14 protein-coding genes are annotated in these 14,382 nt (G+C 63.0%); 8 read left to right on the forward strand and 6 right to left on the reverse strand.

What is annotated here, in order from left to right; genetic code table 11:
- Positions 1–70 precede the first annotated feature (70 nt).
- The 6 genes from GC125_RS08490 to GC125_RS08515 all read left to right on the forward strand — a co-directional run bounded on the left by GC125_RS08490 (position 71) and on the right by GC125_RS08515 (position 6,132).
- Positions 71–1,198 carry an extracellular solute-binding protein gene (locus tag GC125_RS08490; RefSeq protein ID WP_151985290.1) on the forward strand — a complete coding sequence of 376 codons (1,128 nt, stop codon included), beginning with the start codon at positions 71–73 and terminating at the stop codon, positions 1,196–1,198.
- 76 nt (positions 1,199–1,274) lie between these two features.
- A complete protein-coding gene (locus GC125_RS08495) occupies positions 1,275–2,339 on the forward strand; it encodes an ABC transporter ATP-binding protein (protein ID WP_151985291.1) in 1,065 nt (354 codons plus the stop codon).
- Positions 2,332–3,213, forward strand: a complete 882-nt coding sequence (locus GC125_RS08500; protein WP_151985292.1) for an ABC transporter permease — start codon at positions 2,332–2,334, stop codon at positions 3,211–3,213. Before GC125_RS08495 ends, GC125_RS08500 begins: the two co-directional genes overlap by 8 nt.
- Entirely contained in the window at positions 3,210–4,019 is an 810-nt protein-coding gene (locus tag GC125_RS08505) for an ABC transporter permease (RefSeq protein ID WP_151985293.1), read from the forward strand. Before GC125_RS08500 ends, GC125_RS08505 begins: the two co-directional genes overlap by 4 nt.
- An 89-nt stretch (positions 4,020–4,108) precedes the next feature.
- Positions 4,109–5,251 carry an Mrp/NBP35 family ATP-binding protein gene (locus tag GC125_RS08510; RefSeq protein ID WP_151985294.1) on the forward strand — a complete coding sequence of 381 codons (1,143 nt, stop codon included), beginning with the start codon at positions 4,109–4,111 and terminating at the stop codon, positions 5,249–5,251.
- A 125-nt stretch (positions 5,252–5,376) separates the two neighbouring features.
- Entirely contained in the window at positions 5,377–6,132 is a 756-nt protein-coding gene (locus tag GC125_RS08515) for an SDR family NAD(P)-dependent oxidoreductase (RefSeq protein WP_151985295.1), read from the forward strand.
- A 52-nt stretch (positions 6,133–6,184) separates the two neighbouring features.
- Here the strand turns inward: GC125_RS08515 and GC125_RS08520 are convergent, their stop codons facing one another.
- Positions 6,185–6,919, reverse strand: coding sequence for a DUF3750 domain-containing protein (locus GC125_RS08520; protein WP_151987700.1), 735 nt, complete (start codon positions 6,917–6,919; stop codon positions 6,185–6,187).
- Between the two features lie 107 nt (positions 6,920–7,026).
- On the opposite strand from GC125_RS08520, the gene GC125_RS08525 reads away from it, so the two are divergent.
- A complete protein-coding gene (locus tag GC125_RS08525) occupies positions 7,027–8,034 on the forward strand; it encodes an asparaginase (protein ID WP_151985296.1) in 1,008 nt (335 codons plus the stop codon).
- Positions 8,035–8,056: 22 nt separating this feature from the next.
- Here GC125_RS08525 and GC125_RS08530 read toward each other — a convergent pair whose 3' ends face one another.
- Positions 8,057–9,430, reverse strand: a complete 1,374-nt coding sequence (locus tag GC125_RS08530; RefSeq protein WP_151985297.1) for a TIGR03808 family TAT-translocated repetitive protein — start codon at positions 9,428–9,430, stop codon at positions 8,057–8,059.
- A gap of 188 nt (positions 9,431–9,618) precedes the next feature.
- Between GC125_RS08530 and GC125_RS08535 the strand changes: the two genes are divergently transcribed.
- Positions 9,619–10,122: a YciE/YciF ferroxidase family protein gene (locus tag GC125_RS08535; RefSeq protein WP_126011035.1), complete on the forward strand. Its 504-nt coding sequence runs from the start codon at positions 9,619–9,621 to the stop codon at positions 10,120–10,122.
- Positions 10,123–10,178: 56 nt separating this feature from the next.
- On the opposite strand, the gene GC125_RS08540 is transcribed toward GC125_RS08535, so the two are convergent.
- Genes GC125_RS08540 through GC125_RS08555 form a run of 4 tightly spaced genes read right to left on the reverse strand, consistent with a single transcriptional unit; the run spans position 10,179 to position 14,352 of the window.
- Positions 10,179–10,565: a type II toxin-antitoxin system death-on-curing family toxin gene (locus GC125_RS08540; protein ID WP_151985298.1), complete on the reverse strand. Its 387-nt coding sequence runs from the start codon at positions 10,563–10,565 to the stop codon at positions 10,179–10,181.
- Complete coding sequence (locus GC125_RS08545) at positions 10,562–10,789, reverse strand: AbrB/MazE/SpoVT family DNA-binding domain-containing protein (RefSeq protein WP_151985299.1); 228 nt, start codon at positions 10,787–10,789, stop codon at positions 10,562–10,564. The genes GC125_RS08540 and GC125_RS08545 overlap by 4 nt, the downstream gene beginning before the upstream one ends.
- 54 nt (positions 10,790–10,843) lie before the next feature.
- Positions 10,844–12,991, reverse strand: coding sequence for a methylmalonyl-CoA mutase (scpA, locus tag GC125_RS08550; RefSeq protein ID WP_151985300.1), 2,148 nt, complete (start codon positions 12,989–12,991; stop codon positions 10,844–10,846).
- Complete coding sequence (locus GC125_RS08555; protein ID WP_199864516.1) at positions 12,988–14,352, reverse strand: methylmalonyl-CoA mutase family protein; 1,365 nt, start codon at positions 14,350–14,352, stop codon at positions 12,988–12,990. Before GC125_RS08555 ends, scpA begins: the two co-directional genes overlap by 4 nt.
- Positions 14,353–14,382: the final 30 nt, after the last annotated feature.

Raw genomic sequence — 14,382 nt, forward strand, 5'->3', positions numbered from 1 at the left:
TTGTAACGGATCAAGAATATCGGCAACGCGCGGTCAGTCCTGCCCGCGACGATCAAAAGGGGAGACGTCCATGAACTTCTTCAAGCGCCGCACCATCCTGTCGGGCGCGGCATCGGTGGCTGGCTTGTCGCTGGCTTCGCCATTCGTTTCGCGCCGAAGCTTTGCGCAAGGCTCCTCCGGCTCGGTCAACATTTTTGCCTGGGCCGGCTATCTCAACGACGAGATGCTTGCCGCATTCACCGAAGCGACTGGCATTCAGGCCAATTACACGCCTTACGGCACTAATGACGAGCTGTTGAACCAGCTGCGCGCCAATGACGGTGCCGGCTTCGACATCATCTGGCCGACTGTCGACCGCGTCCCGAACTACGTGGAATTCGGTCTCGTACAGCCGCTCGACATTTCCAAGATCGAAGTCGATCGCTGCCTGCCGAGCGCCTGGACGAGTTCCGAGACGCTCGGCGCAGTCATCGAAGGCGAGCGCTATCAGGTCCCGACCGACTGGGGCACCGAAGGCGTGGCGTTCGATCGCGACCAGATGCCGCTGGAATACGGTGCAGCGTCCTACGGCGATATCTGGAAGCCGGAAGCCGAAGGTCTTGCGACCGTGCGCGGGCATTCCGGTCTCGTCGGTCTCGGCCTTTGGCTGGAAGCCGAAGGTCGCCTGCCGATGCCGATGCGCGACGCATTCGCCTCCGAAGAAAACATGGTTGCGATCTATGACGTGATCCTGGCGGAGGCGACTGCCCGCAAGGCCAACATCGCCCAGTTCTGGACGAATGAAAACGAAGCTCAGGGCGCATTCCGCGTCAATGGCTGCGCCGTCGGCCAGACGTGGGATTCCACGGCTGCCGCGCTCGCCAAGGAAGGCCTGAATGTCGGTTTCCTCGCTCCGAAGGAAGGCGCGCTGACCTGGATGGAAGGCGTTTCGATCCCGACGGGTGCCGAGAACCTCGACCAGGCCTACGCCTTCATCAACTGGTTCCTGACGCCGGAAGCAGGCGCCATGTATACCAACGCCACGTCGATCAACTCGACCGCCGTCGGCGCTGCCGACCTGACGTCCGACGACGCCAAGGCCTTCTTCGCCAACGCCTATCCGGGCGATGCACTGGAGAAGCTGTGGTGGTGGCCGATCCAGGAAACCTGGTTCGTCGAAAAGCGCAACGAGTATCAGGACCGCTTCCTGTCGGCCTGATCTGACGATCTCGAAGGGTCGGCCAAGGCCGGCCCTTCATCCTTCATGTCTGGAATTCGGCAACCTTCGAGGCTTCATGTCCCATTCGGTCGAACTGCAGGATGTCGGCATGACATTCGGCAAAACCCGCGCCGTCGGCGATGTCAGCTTCACGGTGGAAGGTGGCGAATTCTTCTCCATTCTCGGCCCATCCGGCTGCGGCAAGACGACGATCCTGCGCATGGTCGCAGGCTTCCTCCAGCCGACCGAGGGCAAGATCCTGATCGGCGGCAAGGACATGGCGGGGCTTGGCCCCGATCAGCGCCCGACCGCAATGATCTTCCAGTCGCTCGCGCTCTTCCCGCTGATGCCTGTCTGGGAAAATATCGCATTCGGCCTGGAGGCACGCGGAGCGTCCAAGGCCGATCGACGCCGCAAGGCGGACGAGCTTCTCAAGCTGATCGCTCTCGAAGGTTATGGCGACCGGATGCCGGGTGAACTCTCCGGCGGCCAGCGTCAGCGCGTCGCCATTGCACGCGCGCTCGCTGTGGAGCCGCAGGTGCTGCTGCTCGACGAACCGCTTTCCGCGCTCGACCTGAAACTGCGCCAGCACATGCGCGCCGAACTGCGGGCGCTGCAGAAGCGCACGGGCGTCACTTTCATCTACATCACCCATGACCAGTCGGAAGCGCTGGCCATGTCCGATCGTGTGGCGGTGATGAGCGCCGGCGTCCTGCAACAGGTGGGTGCGCCCCGCGATCTCTACGACAACCCGGCGACGCCGTTCGTGGCGAAGTTCGTCGGCGAGACCAACGCCTATCCCGGCACGGTCCGCGCCATCGACGGCAAGACGGCCACAATCGAGACTGCCCATGGCACGATGCGCGGCAGGGCAGGGCCGGCGCTCGCCGTCGGCAGCAAGGCCAGTCTCTATGTTCGGCCGGAAGCGCTGAAAGCGGCGTCCGCCGATAATGCCGTCACTGCAACCGTCGATCGGTTCGATTTCGAAGGGGCATTCGCGCTGATCCACGCGCGCCTTCCCGATGAAGCGCCGCTGGTTGCTTCCGTCTGCAGCCTGGATTTTGCCAATGCGCCGAAGCCGGGCGAGACGGCCAGCTTCGGGTTTGCGCCAGACCATGCCGTGGTGCTCGCCGATGGGTGATGTGTTCAAGCGGTTCGGCGGCGGGCTCGGCACGGTCTTCACCGCGCTGGTGCTGGTCTGGCTGGCCGGCATGGTGCTGGCGCCGAACATTACCATGATCGACTATGCATTGCGGCCGAACCTGCCGCCATCGGCCATCGGCGGTGCGGACGACGTCTATTCACTCGACAACATTCTCTATCTCGTCGGAGAGGATGTGCACCGCGCGATCTTCTTCAAGACGATCTGGGCGAGCGCGCTCGTCGCCTTCATCACCTTCGTGGTCTGCTACCCCATCGCCTACTGGCTCGCGCAGAACGCGACACCGAACCAGACCGCGCTGGTGCTGCTGGCGCTGACGATCCCCTTCTGGATCAACGAGGTGCTGCGCACGCTCGCCTGGTACATCCTGCTCGCGTTTCGCGGCCCGCTGAACGAGATGCTGCTGGCAATCGGCATCATCGATGCGCCGGTGCGCTGGTTCGGCGATACCGGCGTGCTGGCCGGCATGGTCTACGCCTACATCCTCTTCATGCTGTTCCCGATCTACAACGCCATCGAGAGCCTCGAGAAAGCGCAGATCGAAGCGGCGAAGGATCTGGGTGCATCCACCTGGCGCATCCATGCCCGCGTGGTCATTCCGCACGCGAAGGCAGGCATCGCGACAGGCTGCGTCTTCACCTTCATGCTGGCGGCCGGCTCCTACGTCGCCCCGGCGCTGCTCGGCGCGCCCGGCAGCCGCTGGTTCACGCAGATCATCTACAACTGGTTCTTCGAGGGCGGAAACTGGAACCGCGGCGCGGCATATGCGCTGGTGCTGCTCATTCTCTGTCTTGTCGTCGTTCTGGTCACGCTGAAACTTGCGCGCGTCAATCTGACGGATGTTGCGAAATGAGGGCGAGCGACGCGATCCGCAACGCGCTCTTCGCGCTCTATTTCGTGGCGTTCTTCGCCTATCTCTTCCTGCCGCTGGTCATCATGGGCGCGGCGACCTTCAACGAGAGCCGGTTCCCGACCGTCACGCCATGGCAGGGCACGACGCTGCAATGGTTCAACGAATTGTGGGCAGACGCTGCGATGTGGCAGTCGCTGTGGACCTCGATCGTCATCGCATTCTTCGTCGTTCTCGTATCGCTACCGATCGGCACGGCAGCGGCGCTGGTGCTCACCAGTCTGCATCAGCGTGCGCGCGGCCCGCTCTATGCCGTGATGGTTTCCCCGCTTCTCACGCCCGGCGTCGTGATCGGCATTGCGACGCTCGTTCTGTGGCGCCAGCTCGGCGTCGGTGGCGGCGTGTTCCTGATCGTCGTTGCCCAGTCGAGCTACATCATCTGCTATGTGATGTTGATGATCGCAGCCCGCCTGCAGCGGTTCGATCGAACCCAGGAGGAGGCGGCCCTTGGCCTCGGGGCATCGAAGTTCATGGTGTTCCGCCGCGTGCTTCTGCCGTTCCTGAAGCCGGCGCTGATCGCCGCCGCGTTTCTCGCCATTCTGCAGTCGATCGAAAACTACAACACGACGCTGTTCGTGCGCGGCTTCGATACGCCGCTGACGGTCTATATCGCCACCAAGGTGCGCACTGGCCTGACGCCTGCGGTCAACGCCCTGGCGCTCATCATGATCACAGCATCGATCCTCGGCGCGATCGCCTACGAGGTGCTGCGCCGGCGCGAAGCGCGCCGCAAGGCGAATTTGGCCTGAGCTTTCCACCAAAAGAGAAGGCTTCGGCACTTGGATCGGCGGACGGAAGTCATTAGCTCTGGCCCAAACGAAATGGGAAGGCCAACGCCATGGCAGCGCCGAGCAAAGAAGACGTACTCGATCGATTGAAGCAGGTGCCGGGCCCCGACGGGCAGGGCAACATCGTGGATCTCGGCCTCGTCTCCGACGTCTTCATCGCCGATGGAAAGGTCTTCTTCTCGATCAGCGTGCCGGCCGCACGCGCCGAGGAACTGGAGCCACTCCGCACGGCGGCAGAAGATGCCGTGAAGACGATCCCCGGCGTCTCCTCCGCCATGGTCGCGCTGACCGCGGAAAAGAAGGCGAGTTCCACTGCGCCTGCACCCCCTCCGAGTGCAGCGACCGGACCCGGCGAGCCGCGCCGTGATCCGCCCGCACGCGCCAAGTCGGAAGTGGAAGGCATCGGCGCGATCATCGCGGTCGCCTCCGGCAAGGGTGGCGTCGGCAAGTCGACGACCGCCGTCAATCTTGCGCTGGGCCTGAAAGGGCTTGGGTTGAAGGTCGGAATTCTCGATGCCGATATCTACGGCCCGTCGATGCCTCGTCTGCTGCACATCGGCGGCCGCCCTAAGACGGTCAATGGCCGCACGCTGGTACCGATGGAAGCCTATGGCCTCAAGGTCATGTCGATCGGCTTCCTGGTGGATGAAGAGACGCCGATGATCTGGCGCGGGCCGATGGTGATCTCGGCGTTGACGCAGATGCTGCGCGAGGTTGCCTGGGGGGAACTCGACGTGCTGATCGTCGACATGCCGCCCGGTACCGGCGACGCGCAGTTGACCATGGCGCAGCAGGTGCCGTTGGCCGGTGCGGTCATCGTGTCGACGCCACAGGATCTTTCGCTGATCGACGCCCGCAAGGGCTGGAACATGTTCAAGAAGGTCGACGTGCCGCTGCTGGGGCTGGTCGAGAACATGAGCTATTTCGTCTGCCCCGATTGCGGCTCGACGCACGACATCTTCGGCCATGGCGGCGCGCAACGGGAAGCCGAGAAGATCGGCATTCCCTTCCTCGGCGCCGTGCCGCTGCACATCGACATTCGCGCGATGTCGGACGCGGGCACGCCCGTCACGGTTACCGCTCCCGATGGCCCCCACGCCAAGATTTACGGCGAGATCGCCGAGAAGGTCTGGGGTAACCATCTGGCGCGCAAAGAAAGCGCAAAGGGCGGCCCGGCGATCGTCTTCGAATAATACCAACCGGTTGATCCCTGTTCGTGCATTTGCGGCAGGGATCGTGCCATAGTGCCGTTTCCACCTTTGGGGAGGCATCGGCATGAGCGGCGCGTGCGGCAAGGAATGCAGGGCGGTGGCATCAGATGCGCGGTGAGCGTCATGTCGTCGTCACGGGCGGCGCTTCCGGAATAGGGTTGGCGACCGTCCAGGCGCTGGTCGACGACGGATCATGCGTCACGATCATCGATGCAGGCGGGTCCGCCATCTCCGCGGCCGAAGAGAGACTCGAAGGCGAAGACGTGTTCTGCATGAGAGCGGACGTCACTGACGAGGAAGAGATCGCGGAGGCCTTCGAAGCCGCCACCGAGGAATTCGGGCCGATCACGGGATTGGTGAACGCCGCAAACATTCTGCGTGTGGCGACCTTCGAAGCAACGAGCGCCGAGCTTTTCCGCCAGATCCTCGACGTCAATCTCGTCGGCGCGTTCATCACCTCCGCCGCAGCGCTAGACCGGATGGGCGACACGCTTTCAATCGTCAATGTCAGCGCCGTTTCCGGCATGAGGGCCAATGCAGGCCGCGTCGCCTATGGCGCGTCGAAGGCAGGTCTGATCAGCATGAGCCAGGCAATGGCGGTGGAGTTGGCGGCGAGCGGCATCCGCGTCAATTGCGTCGCGCCGGGGCCCATCAACACGGAAACGACGATCGACACCCATTCGGCGGAAGACCGCGCAAGGTGGTCGGAACGGGTGCCGCAGCACCGATACGGTCTGCCGGAAGAAGTGGCGGCCGCCATTCTGTTCCTGCTGTCAGACCAGGCGAGCTACATCAACGGCCAGGTCCTGGCAGTCGATGGGGGTTTCTCGGTTGCAGGGCTGATGCGACCCGTCGGGCGTTAGGGCACTTTCGCGTTTCCGGACGGTGAACCGGTATCCACTTCTCCTGGAAACGCTAGTAGACCGAGACGAGGCCGAAGGCCGGCACCTTGATGCCGATGCGCTTGATGTCGATGCCGGCGACAAGGCCCATCAGGTGCACTTCGAAGCCGCTATGCCACCCCGCCGAAAAGCCGGCGAGGCCGAAGAGTGTCGCGTGCACATCGAGACCGTCATCGGAGACGGCGAAGAACCGCCCGCCCGAGAGATAATCCCGACCCACCGCATTGGGCGGGAGCACGAGGCCAAGCTCGGGCACGTCGCGCAGGACGTGGGCGACGAATGAATTGGAATTCGGGCCCGGATAAATGCGGTAACCGCGATCGCCGTTCGCGCCCTGGTGCGGGTAGGCTGTTATGGCAGCTTCCACCTTCGGGATGAGCCGTTCCGCGTCGGCGCCGTGCACGCTGCCGACGATTTCCGGCAGGTTGGAATACCAGCGTGCATCGGCCGGATAGCCGTCCATGCGAACCGGGCGGCCCCAGCCCACCTTGTCGTATCGGTGATAGCGTTCGCCCGCGCGCTTGATGACGATCCAGCTGTGGGTGGCAAAGGCACCCTTCATGCCGCCGGTCCGCGCCGCCATGATGTAGATCGCAGCTTCGGAATTAGACGATGCGTCGGGCAGCATGCCGCTCGCCGACCAGTCCGCCTGGCGCCAGGAGGATGGCCGGTCGACGCTTGCCCACCACGCGGCCGACGCAAGCGCCGGCGCGATGAAAATGGCGAAAACGGCAACGATGATGGCCATCAAGGAACGCGCACGGCTCCCTGTTTGCCGATCTTTAGGTCCATGTTGCATCGCTTCGAGCCAACCCCTATCAGTTCGCCCATCCAACAAGAGCTTGAGGCGAATTCATGTCAAATCCCGTTCTGGTCGAAGTGACGCGCGGCGCGCTGGTCGAGAGCCGTCACCGGGGCGCTGTCGCCGTCGTCGACGCAGAAGGGAAGATGGTGCTGGGGATCGGCGATGTCGAGCGCCCGGTGTTTCCGCGATCCGCAGTCAAGACGATGCAGGCGTTGCCGTTGATCGAAAGCGGCGCTGCCGATGCTTTCGGCTTCGGCGACGCGGAACTGTCGCTCGCTTGCGCGTCCCATTCGGGCGAGGCGGAGCATGTGGCGCTGGCGGCGAGCATGCTGCGGCGTGCAGGTCGCGAAGCGGACGTGCTCGAATGCGGCTGCCACTGGCCGTTCGATCAACATGTGCTGATCGAACTCGCAAAGAGCGGCAAGGCGCCGACCGTTCTGCACAACAACTGCTCCGGCAAGCATGCGGGCTTTATCGCGACATCGGTGCACGCCGAGATCCCGACAGAAGGATACGTCAGTTACGACCATCCCATTCAGCGCGAAATTCGCGGCGTCATGGAAGCGCTGACGGGCACGCAGCTTGGAACGGACAATTGCGGCACGGATGGCTGTGCCATTCCGACCTATGCCGTGCCGTTGGACAGGTTGGCGGACGGCTTTTCCAGAATGCTCACAGGGCGGGGCCTCGAGGCGGAGCGCGCCAAGGCTGCGCGGCGGCTGATCGACGGCTGCATGGCCGAGCCATTCTACATGTCGGGATCGAAGCGTGCCTGTCTGAACCTGATGCAGGCGGCGCCCGGCCGGATATTCGCCAAGACCGGCGCGGAGGGCGTGTTCTGCGCGGTGCTGCCCGAGCAGGGGCTCGGCATTGCGCTGAAATGCGACGATGGCGGCACGCGTGCGTCCGAAGCCATGATCGCCGGTCTGCTTGCACGGCTGATGGGATCCGAAGATCCAGCCTACGCCGCGCTCGATGCTCTGGCCAACAAGACCCTGCGGAATTGGAACGGCACCGAGGTCGGCAAGATAAGAGCGACCGACGCTTTGACGCGCTAAAGCCAGTCGCTCTCCACGCGCGCTAGATGACGCGATTGCGTTCCACCGTCAGGTGCGCCGGCATGTCTTCGCCCGAGGTGAGGTCGGCGGTCGCCGGCTCCCCCCAGCGGAAGCCGACGACCGCGCCCTCCGGAGTACCTTCGATCACGTTGCCGGAAATGAGCGCCTGCTGCGCTTCTTCTACGACTGTGACCGCAACGCCGACCGGTACAGCACGCACAATGTTGCCGGTCACGGATACGTTGCGGAGGAAGGGCCCCCAGCCCATGAGAATGCCCCATTTCGAGACATTCTCGATCGAATTGCCGGTCACTGCCGTGTCGGCTTCGATGGCGATCCCCCAGCCGAAGCCGGGGCCGATCGGTTCGTAAGGATCGGGCGCCACGATGTTGCGCACGATGTTGTTGGCGACGGTTGCAAGCCGGCCGCCTTCGTTGAAGTTCGCGACCGAGATGCCGTTTGCCCCACCGTCGATGAGGTTCGAGGCGATGACGGCACCTTCGAAGGAGAATTCCGTGTAGAGCGCCGTTTCGCCTGACCGCAGGCACTGGTTGCCGACGATCTGGACATTCGAGCCGGAGTTGGAGCGGATCGCCGAGAACGCGCAGTCGGACACGTTGTTGTTGGCGATCATGACATTCGCCGCGCGGAAGACGTTGATGCCGTTGCCGTTCTGGCCCGTTCCGCCATCCGCGGCGCCGATGCGCTCGATGCGATTGCCGGTGACGATCGAATTGTCCGCGCCATCCTCCCAGCGGTGGACGAGGATGCCGCCATTGGCGCAATCGAAGACGTGGTTGTCGGTCACGGTGAGGCCGGTGGACTGCACGGCGTAGATGCCGACGCCTGCCGCACCGGAGATGCGTGTGCGTCTTATGCCGCCGCCACAACCTTCCAGCGCCACTGCGTGACGCTGACTTCCGATGAATTCGCATTCGTCGAGATCGAGCCGCATGACGTTGCGCGCCACGAGGCTGCCGGTTGCCCAGGTGTCGAGCCAGCTGTTGGCGCCATCGACGACGATGCCCTTCAGCGACACCGTTTCGGCGTTCTCGGCGTTAAGAAACGAGCCTTCGCCCGTGTAGACGAGGCGCGACGCGCCGGGCACGCCGATCAGGCGAGCGCCGGCGGGCAAAGTGATGTTTGAGACGCGGTAGACGCCGGGCGGCAGGAAGACCGGTTTTCCCTCGGGCGCGGCTTCGGCGAGCAGCCTGTTCAGCAGCGCGCCCTGATCCACATCGGTGCCGGCACGCAGGCCGCCAGACTGCGCGTCGATCGCCCCCCGAAGATCGACCTGCGCGAAAAGCTGGCCGGCGCGCGCCGGCACCGATACGGAAACCGTGCACGCGGCTGCCGAGGCCAACACCGCCCGGATCGCCGCTCGCCGTCTCATCATGGTTACGCCTTTCTTGCTGCTCTCAGCTCAGCAAGCGGCGTGCCAGTTGTTTTTGTGTCCTTATGGGACAGGGGCGCGAGGCAGGCGCAGAGAGATTTTCTGGGCGGGAGGAACATCGGACGCGATTGAAGCTTGGATGGGCCTGCCGCCGATAATCGGCGACACAACCTTTAGAAGGATCGCCCCCTATGGCCAAAGAAAAGACTCTGCAGGATCTCTTCCACGACACGCTCAAGGACATCTATTACGCCGAGCGCAAAATCCTGAAAGCGCTGCCGAAAATGAAGCGTGCGGCCCAGTCGGAAGAGCTGAAGGCAGCATTCGAAAAGCATCGCGAAGAAACCGAAGGTCAGATCGAACGCCTGCAGCAGGTATTCGAGCTTCTTGGCAAGCGCCCGCAGGGCAAGACCTGCGACGCGATCGAAGGGATCATCGCCGAAGGCGAAGAGATCATGGACGAATTCAAGGGCACCGTAGCCATCGATGCGGGTCTGATTTCGGCGGCGCAGGCTGTCGAGCACTACGAGATCGCGCGTTACGGCACGCTGAAGCGCTGGGCCGAAACGCTCGGCATGAAGGATGCCGCCAAGCTGCTCGACGAGACGCTGCAGCAGGAAGGCAAGACAGACGAGGACCTGACGACGCTGGCCGACAAGGTCGCCAATCCGGCGGCTATGGAGAAGGCCGCCTAACGCCTGACGATCCAATTGCGCCCGCCATCTTGTTTGAGGATGGCGGGCTCTAGCTGTTAATCGGCAATGGGGACGACGTGATCGCGAAAGAACCGCGTTGCGCCGTCCTCATCGATTTCGCCTGCTGCTACGCCTAGGACGAAGGCGACCACGTCTTCCTGCGGCGCCTCCAAACTGAGACCATTGAGCGCAAGAAATACGTCGGCGGCCACAAATCCAGTCCGCTTGTTGCCGTCGACGAACGGATGATTGCGGACGATACCGTAGAGATATGCGGCAGCAAGCTGACAGAGATCTGGATCTCCATAAGCAGCCTTTTGCAGCGGCCGTGCAATGGCAGACTCCAGCATGCCGGGATCACGAGTCCCAACCGCACCGCCATGCAGTTTTAATTGCTCATGATGAATGTCGATGACGAAATCTACGTCATGAAAGATCGTCATTTAGCCAGTTCACGAAGAGCAACCTCATACTTCTTCATCCGCTGCTTGGCGATTTCCATACGGCGAGCGAATTCTTCGGCGCTCGGTTGAGGAACAAGCTTGAGCCCGCCGTTCTCTTCGCGCAGCTCGAGCGTGTCGCCGGACTTCAAGCCATGGCGCTCAAGCACCTCCTTCGGCAGGATGATGCCTTCGGAATTCCCGATGCGACGTACCTGAACGTTCATGGCGACCTCCAATGTGATAACTGAAGTTATAACTTAGGGGGCTGTCGGTCAAGATCAAGCCGCTTGCGGCCTGCTTCGGATCGCTGCGATCAATTCGATCGCAGCTTCGGCGATCACCGTGCCTGGCGGGAAAATCGCGTCGGCGCCCGCGCGACGCAGCGCCTCGAAATCGTCTGGCGGGATGACGCCTCCAACCGCGATCAGCACGCCGTCGCCGCCACGTTTGTCCAAGGCGGCCTTAAGCTCAGGAACCAGAGTGAGGTGACCAGCGGCGAGCGAGGAGGCGCCGACGATGTGCGCGCCTTCCGCGAGCGCGAGGTCGGCGACCTCTTCCGGCGTCTGGAACATGGCACCCACGACGACGTCGAAGCCGAGATCGACAAAGGCCGTGGCAATGACCTTTTGTCCGCGATCGTGGCCGTCCTGTCCCATTTTCGCGACGAGGATCCGCGGCTTCACGCCTATTTCGCGTTGAAATGCTTCGACTGCCCGGACAGCTTCTTCGAAGGCAGGGTTCTCGCCGCCCATTTCCTTGCGGTAGACGCCTGAGATGGTGCGAACCTCCGCTACGTGACGGCCGAATGCTTTTTCGAGAGCCAAGGAAATCTCGCCCACGGTGGCCCGAGCGCGCGCTGCTTCCACGGAGAATGCCAGCAAGTTGCCATCACCTGAGCGTGCCGCTTCGGTGAGCCGGTCGAGCGCCGTTTCAACGGACCCGACGTCACGCGTGCCCTTCAATTGCTGCAGCTTGGACAGTTGGCGGGCGCGCACTTCGGCATTGTCGACCTTGAGCACGTCGACTTCGATTTCTTCCGACGCCCGGTAGGCGTTGACGCCGATGACGGCCTGCTGGCCGCTGTCGATTCGGGCCTGGGTTCGGGCGGCGGCCTCCTCGATCCGGAGCTTCGGGATGCCCTGTTCGATCGCCTTGGCCATGCCGCCGAGGCTTTCCACCTCTTCGATATGCGTGAGCGCGCGGGCGGCGAGGTCGTGCGTCAGCCGCTCGACATAGAAGGAGCCGCCCCATGGATCGATCAGTTTCGTCGTGCCTGACTCCGCCTGGAGAATGAGCTGCGTGTTGCGGGCGATCCGCGCGGAATGATCGGTCGGTAGCGCCAGCGCCTCGTCAAAGGAATTGGTGTGAAGCGACTGGGTATGGCCCTGCGTCGCCGCCATCGCCTCCAGCATCGTCCGCATCACGTTGTTCATGGGATCCTGGGCCGTCAGCGACCAGCCGGAGGTCTGGCTGTGGGTGCGCAGCGCCAACGAGCGTTGATCTTTGGGATCGAAGTTCTTCTTCATCAACGTCGCCCAGAGCAGGCGGGCAGCGCGCAGCTTCGCCACTTCCATGAAGAAGTTCATGCCAATCGCCCAGAAGAAGGAGAGGCGAGGCGCGAAGGCGTCGATGTCCTGGCCGCTTGCTACACCGGCTCGGGCGTATTCGATGCCGTCGGCGATCGTATAGGCGAGCTCCAGGTCGGCCGTCGCGCCGGCCTCCTGCATATGGTAGCCGGAAATAGAGATCGAATTGAACTTTGGCATCTTCGCCGCGGTGTAGGCGAAGATGTCCGAGACGATCCGCATCGAGGGCTGCGGCGGGTAAATGTAGGTGTTGCGGACCATGAACTCCTTCAGAATGTCGTTCTGAATGGTCCCGGCGAGCTTCTCGGGAGGCACGCCCTGTTCTTCACCCGCAACGATGTAGAGCGCCATGATCGGCAGCACCGCGCCGTTCATGGTCATCGATACGGTCATCTCGTCCAGCGGGATGCCGTCGAAGAGCTGCTGCATGTCAAGAATGGAATCGATTGCGACACCGGCCATGCCGACATCGCCGGCAACGCGCGGATGGTCGCTGTCATAGCCACGATGGGTGGCGAGATCGAAGGCGATCGACAGGCCTTTCTGACCGGCAGAGAGGTTGCGGCGGTAGAAGGCGTTGGATTCCTCGGCAGTCGAGAACCCGGCATACTGGCGGATCGTCCAGGGCTTCTGGACATACATGGTTGGATAGGGTCCCCGGATGAAGGGGGCGATGCCGGGATGGCTATCGAGATTGGGCAACCCATCCAGATCGGCGGCGCCGTAGGTCTGCCGAACTGCGATCCCTTCCGGCGTCTGCCACTCGCCGGCTGCAGCGGTTGGAATCTCGATGGCGGGCGACTGCCAGCCGATATTCGCGAAGTCGGGGAGCTTGCTCATGCGGCTTCTCCAGCTTCCAGCGTCTCGTCGAGCCGAACCGGTGACAGGGCACCGCGTTCCATGGTGGAAGGATCACGCTCCATCGATACGTTCATGGGTCTATCGCGGGTTGGCATAAACCGTGTCGTACCGATGATCGTCCGATCTCCGGCGACCAGTGTTTCGTGACGTACGCGTCGCTTCTCATCGATGCGCGCGGTGACGAGGCCGCGCGTAATGCTTTGCGCCAACCCGCCTTCGCCTTCGATCTGTTGGAAGACCTGCCAGCCCATTTCGGCGAGTTCACCGGTGAGATGCTCGATCCCGCCGGAGCCTGCGCCGGGGTCGAGCACATGGGCGAGGTGGCCCTCATCGATCAAAACGGATTGGGTGTTGCGTGCGATGCGGCGGGCGAAGCGATCGGGAAGGCCGAGCGCGAGCGTGTGGGGAAGAACGGACACCGAATCCGCGCCGCCGATGCCTGCGGCAAAGACTGCGATCGTGTTGCGCAGAATGTTGGTTTCAGGGTCGCGCCGCGCAAGCATGCGGTACGACGTTTCGGCGTGGAGATGCGCGCCGAACGGCTCTTCGATGCCAAGCACTTCCATCAACCGCGCATGGAGGATGCGAAGCGCCCTGAATTTGGCGATGGACAGGAATTGGTTCTGGTCGGCCGAAAGCACGAATTCGGTGGCGGCAAGCGCCGAGTCAGCGTCGATTCCGATCTGCTCCGCCATGCGCAGTGCCTCGACGGCTGCAGCCAGCGAGAACCCTAGCTCCTGGGCCTCACTCGCTCCCGCATTGTGGGCGATTGAGCCGTCGGCGCGCATGACCGTTCCATCGAGATCCAGATCGAACGCCCGCGCAATCAGATCGGGCGCATGCTCAGCGAGCGGAGAAATGCCGAGATCGACATGGGCGACGTCGTCTTCGGGCCTCTTCTCGATCGCTTCCAGAAGCGTGCCCAGATCCTTGGCCGGTGCATCGAAACGAATTTCCTGAACACCGCGGATCGTCGCCAGATGCCTGGAGAGCTGCTCGACATCGACGCCGAACCCATAGGCCGATGCGGCGCCCATCAAGGATATCGACAACCCCGTGGCGCCACCGCCGACATCCGCCTCAATCTGCAATTCGGCCCGCGACAGATCAGGATCGTCGAGCCTCTGGGAAATCGTCCAGGGCTGAGCTGGATGCGAACGGATTCTCAGTAAAGCTTCGTGGACACGACCCGCGATCGGGCCGAATGCGATGCCGTCGTCGGTTCGGCTGACGAGTGCATCATCGAAGCTTTGCTCCTTCAGCGCGCGCTTGACGAGAGCGCGCCAATCGTCGGCGGACGAGGGGGCGAAGGCCATGGTTTCGAAAATATCGGGCGTCATCGAAGCGTCTCCCACCGATTTGCGGCGCGA

The organism is Rhizobium sp. EC-SD404 (assembly GCF_902498825.1).
In the GTDB taxonomy this organism is placed as follows: domain Bacteria; phylum Pseudomonadota; class Alphaproteobacteria; order Rhizobiales; family Rhizobiaceae; genus Georhizobium.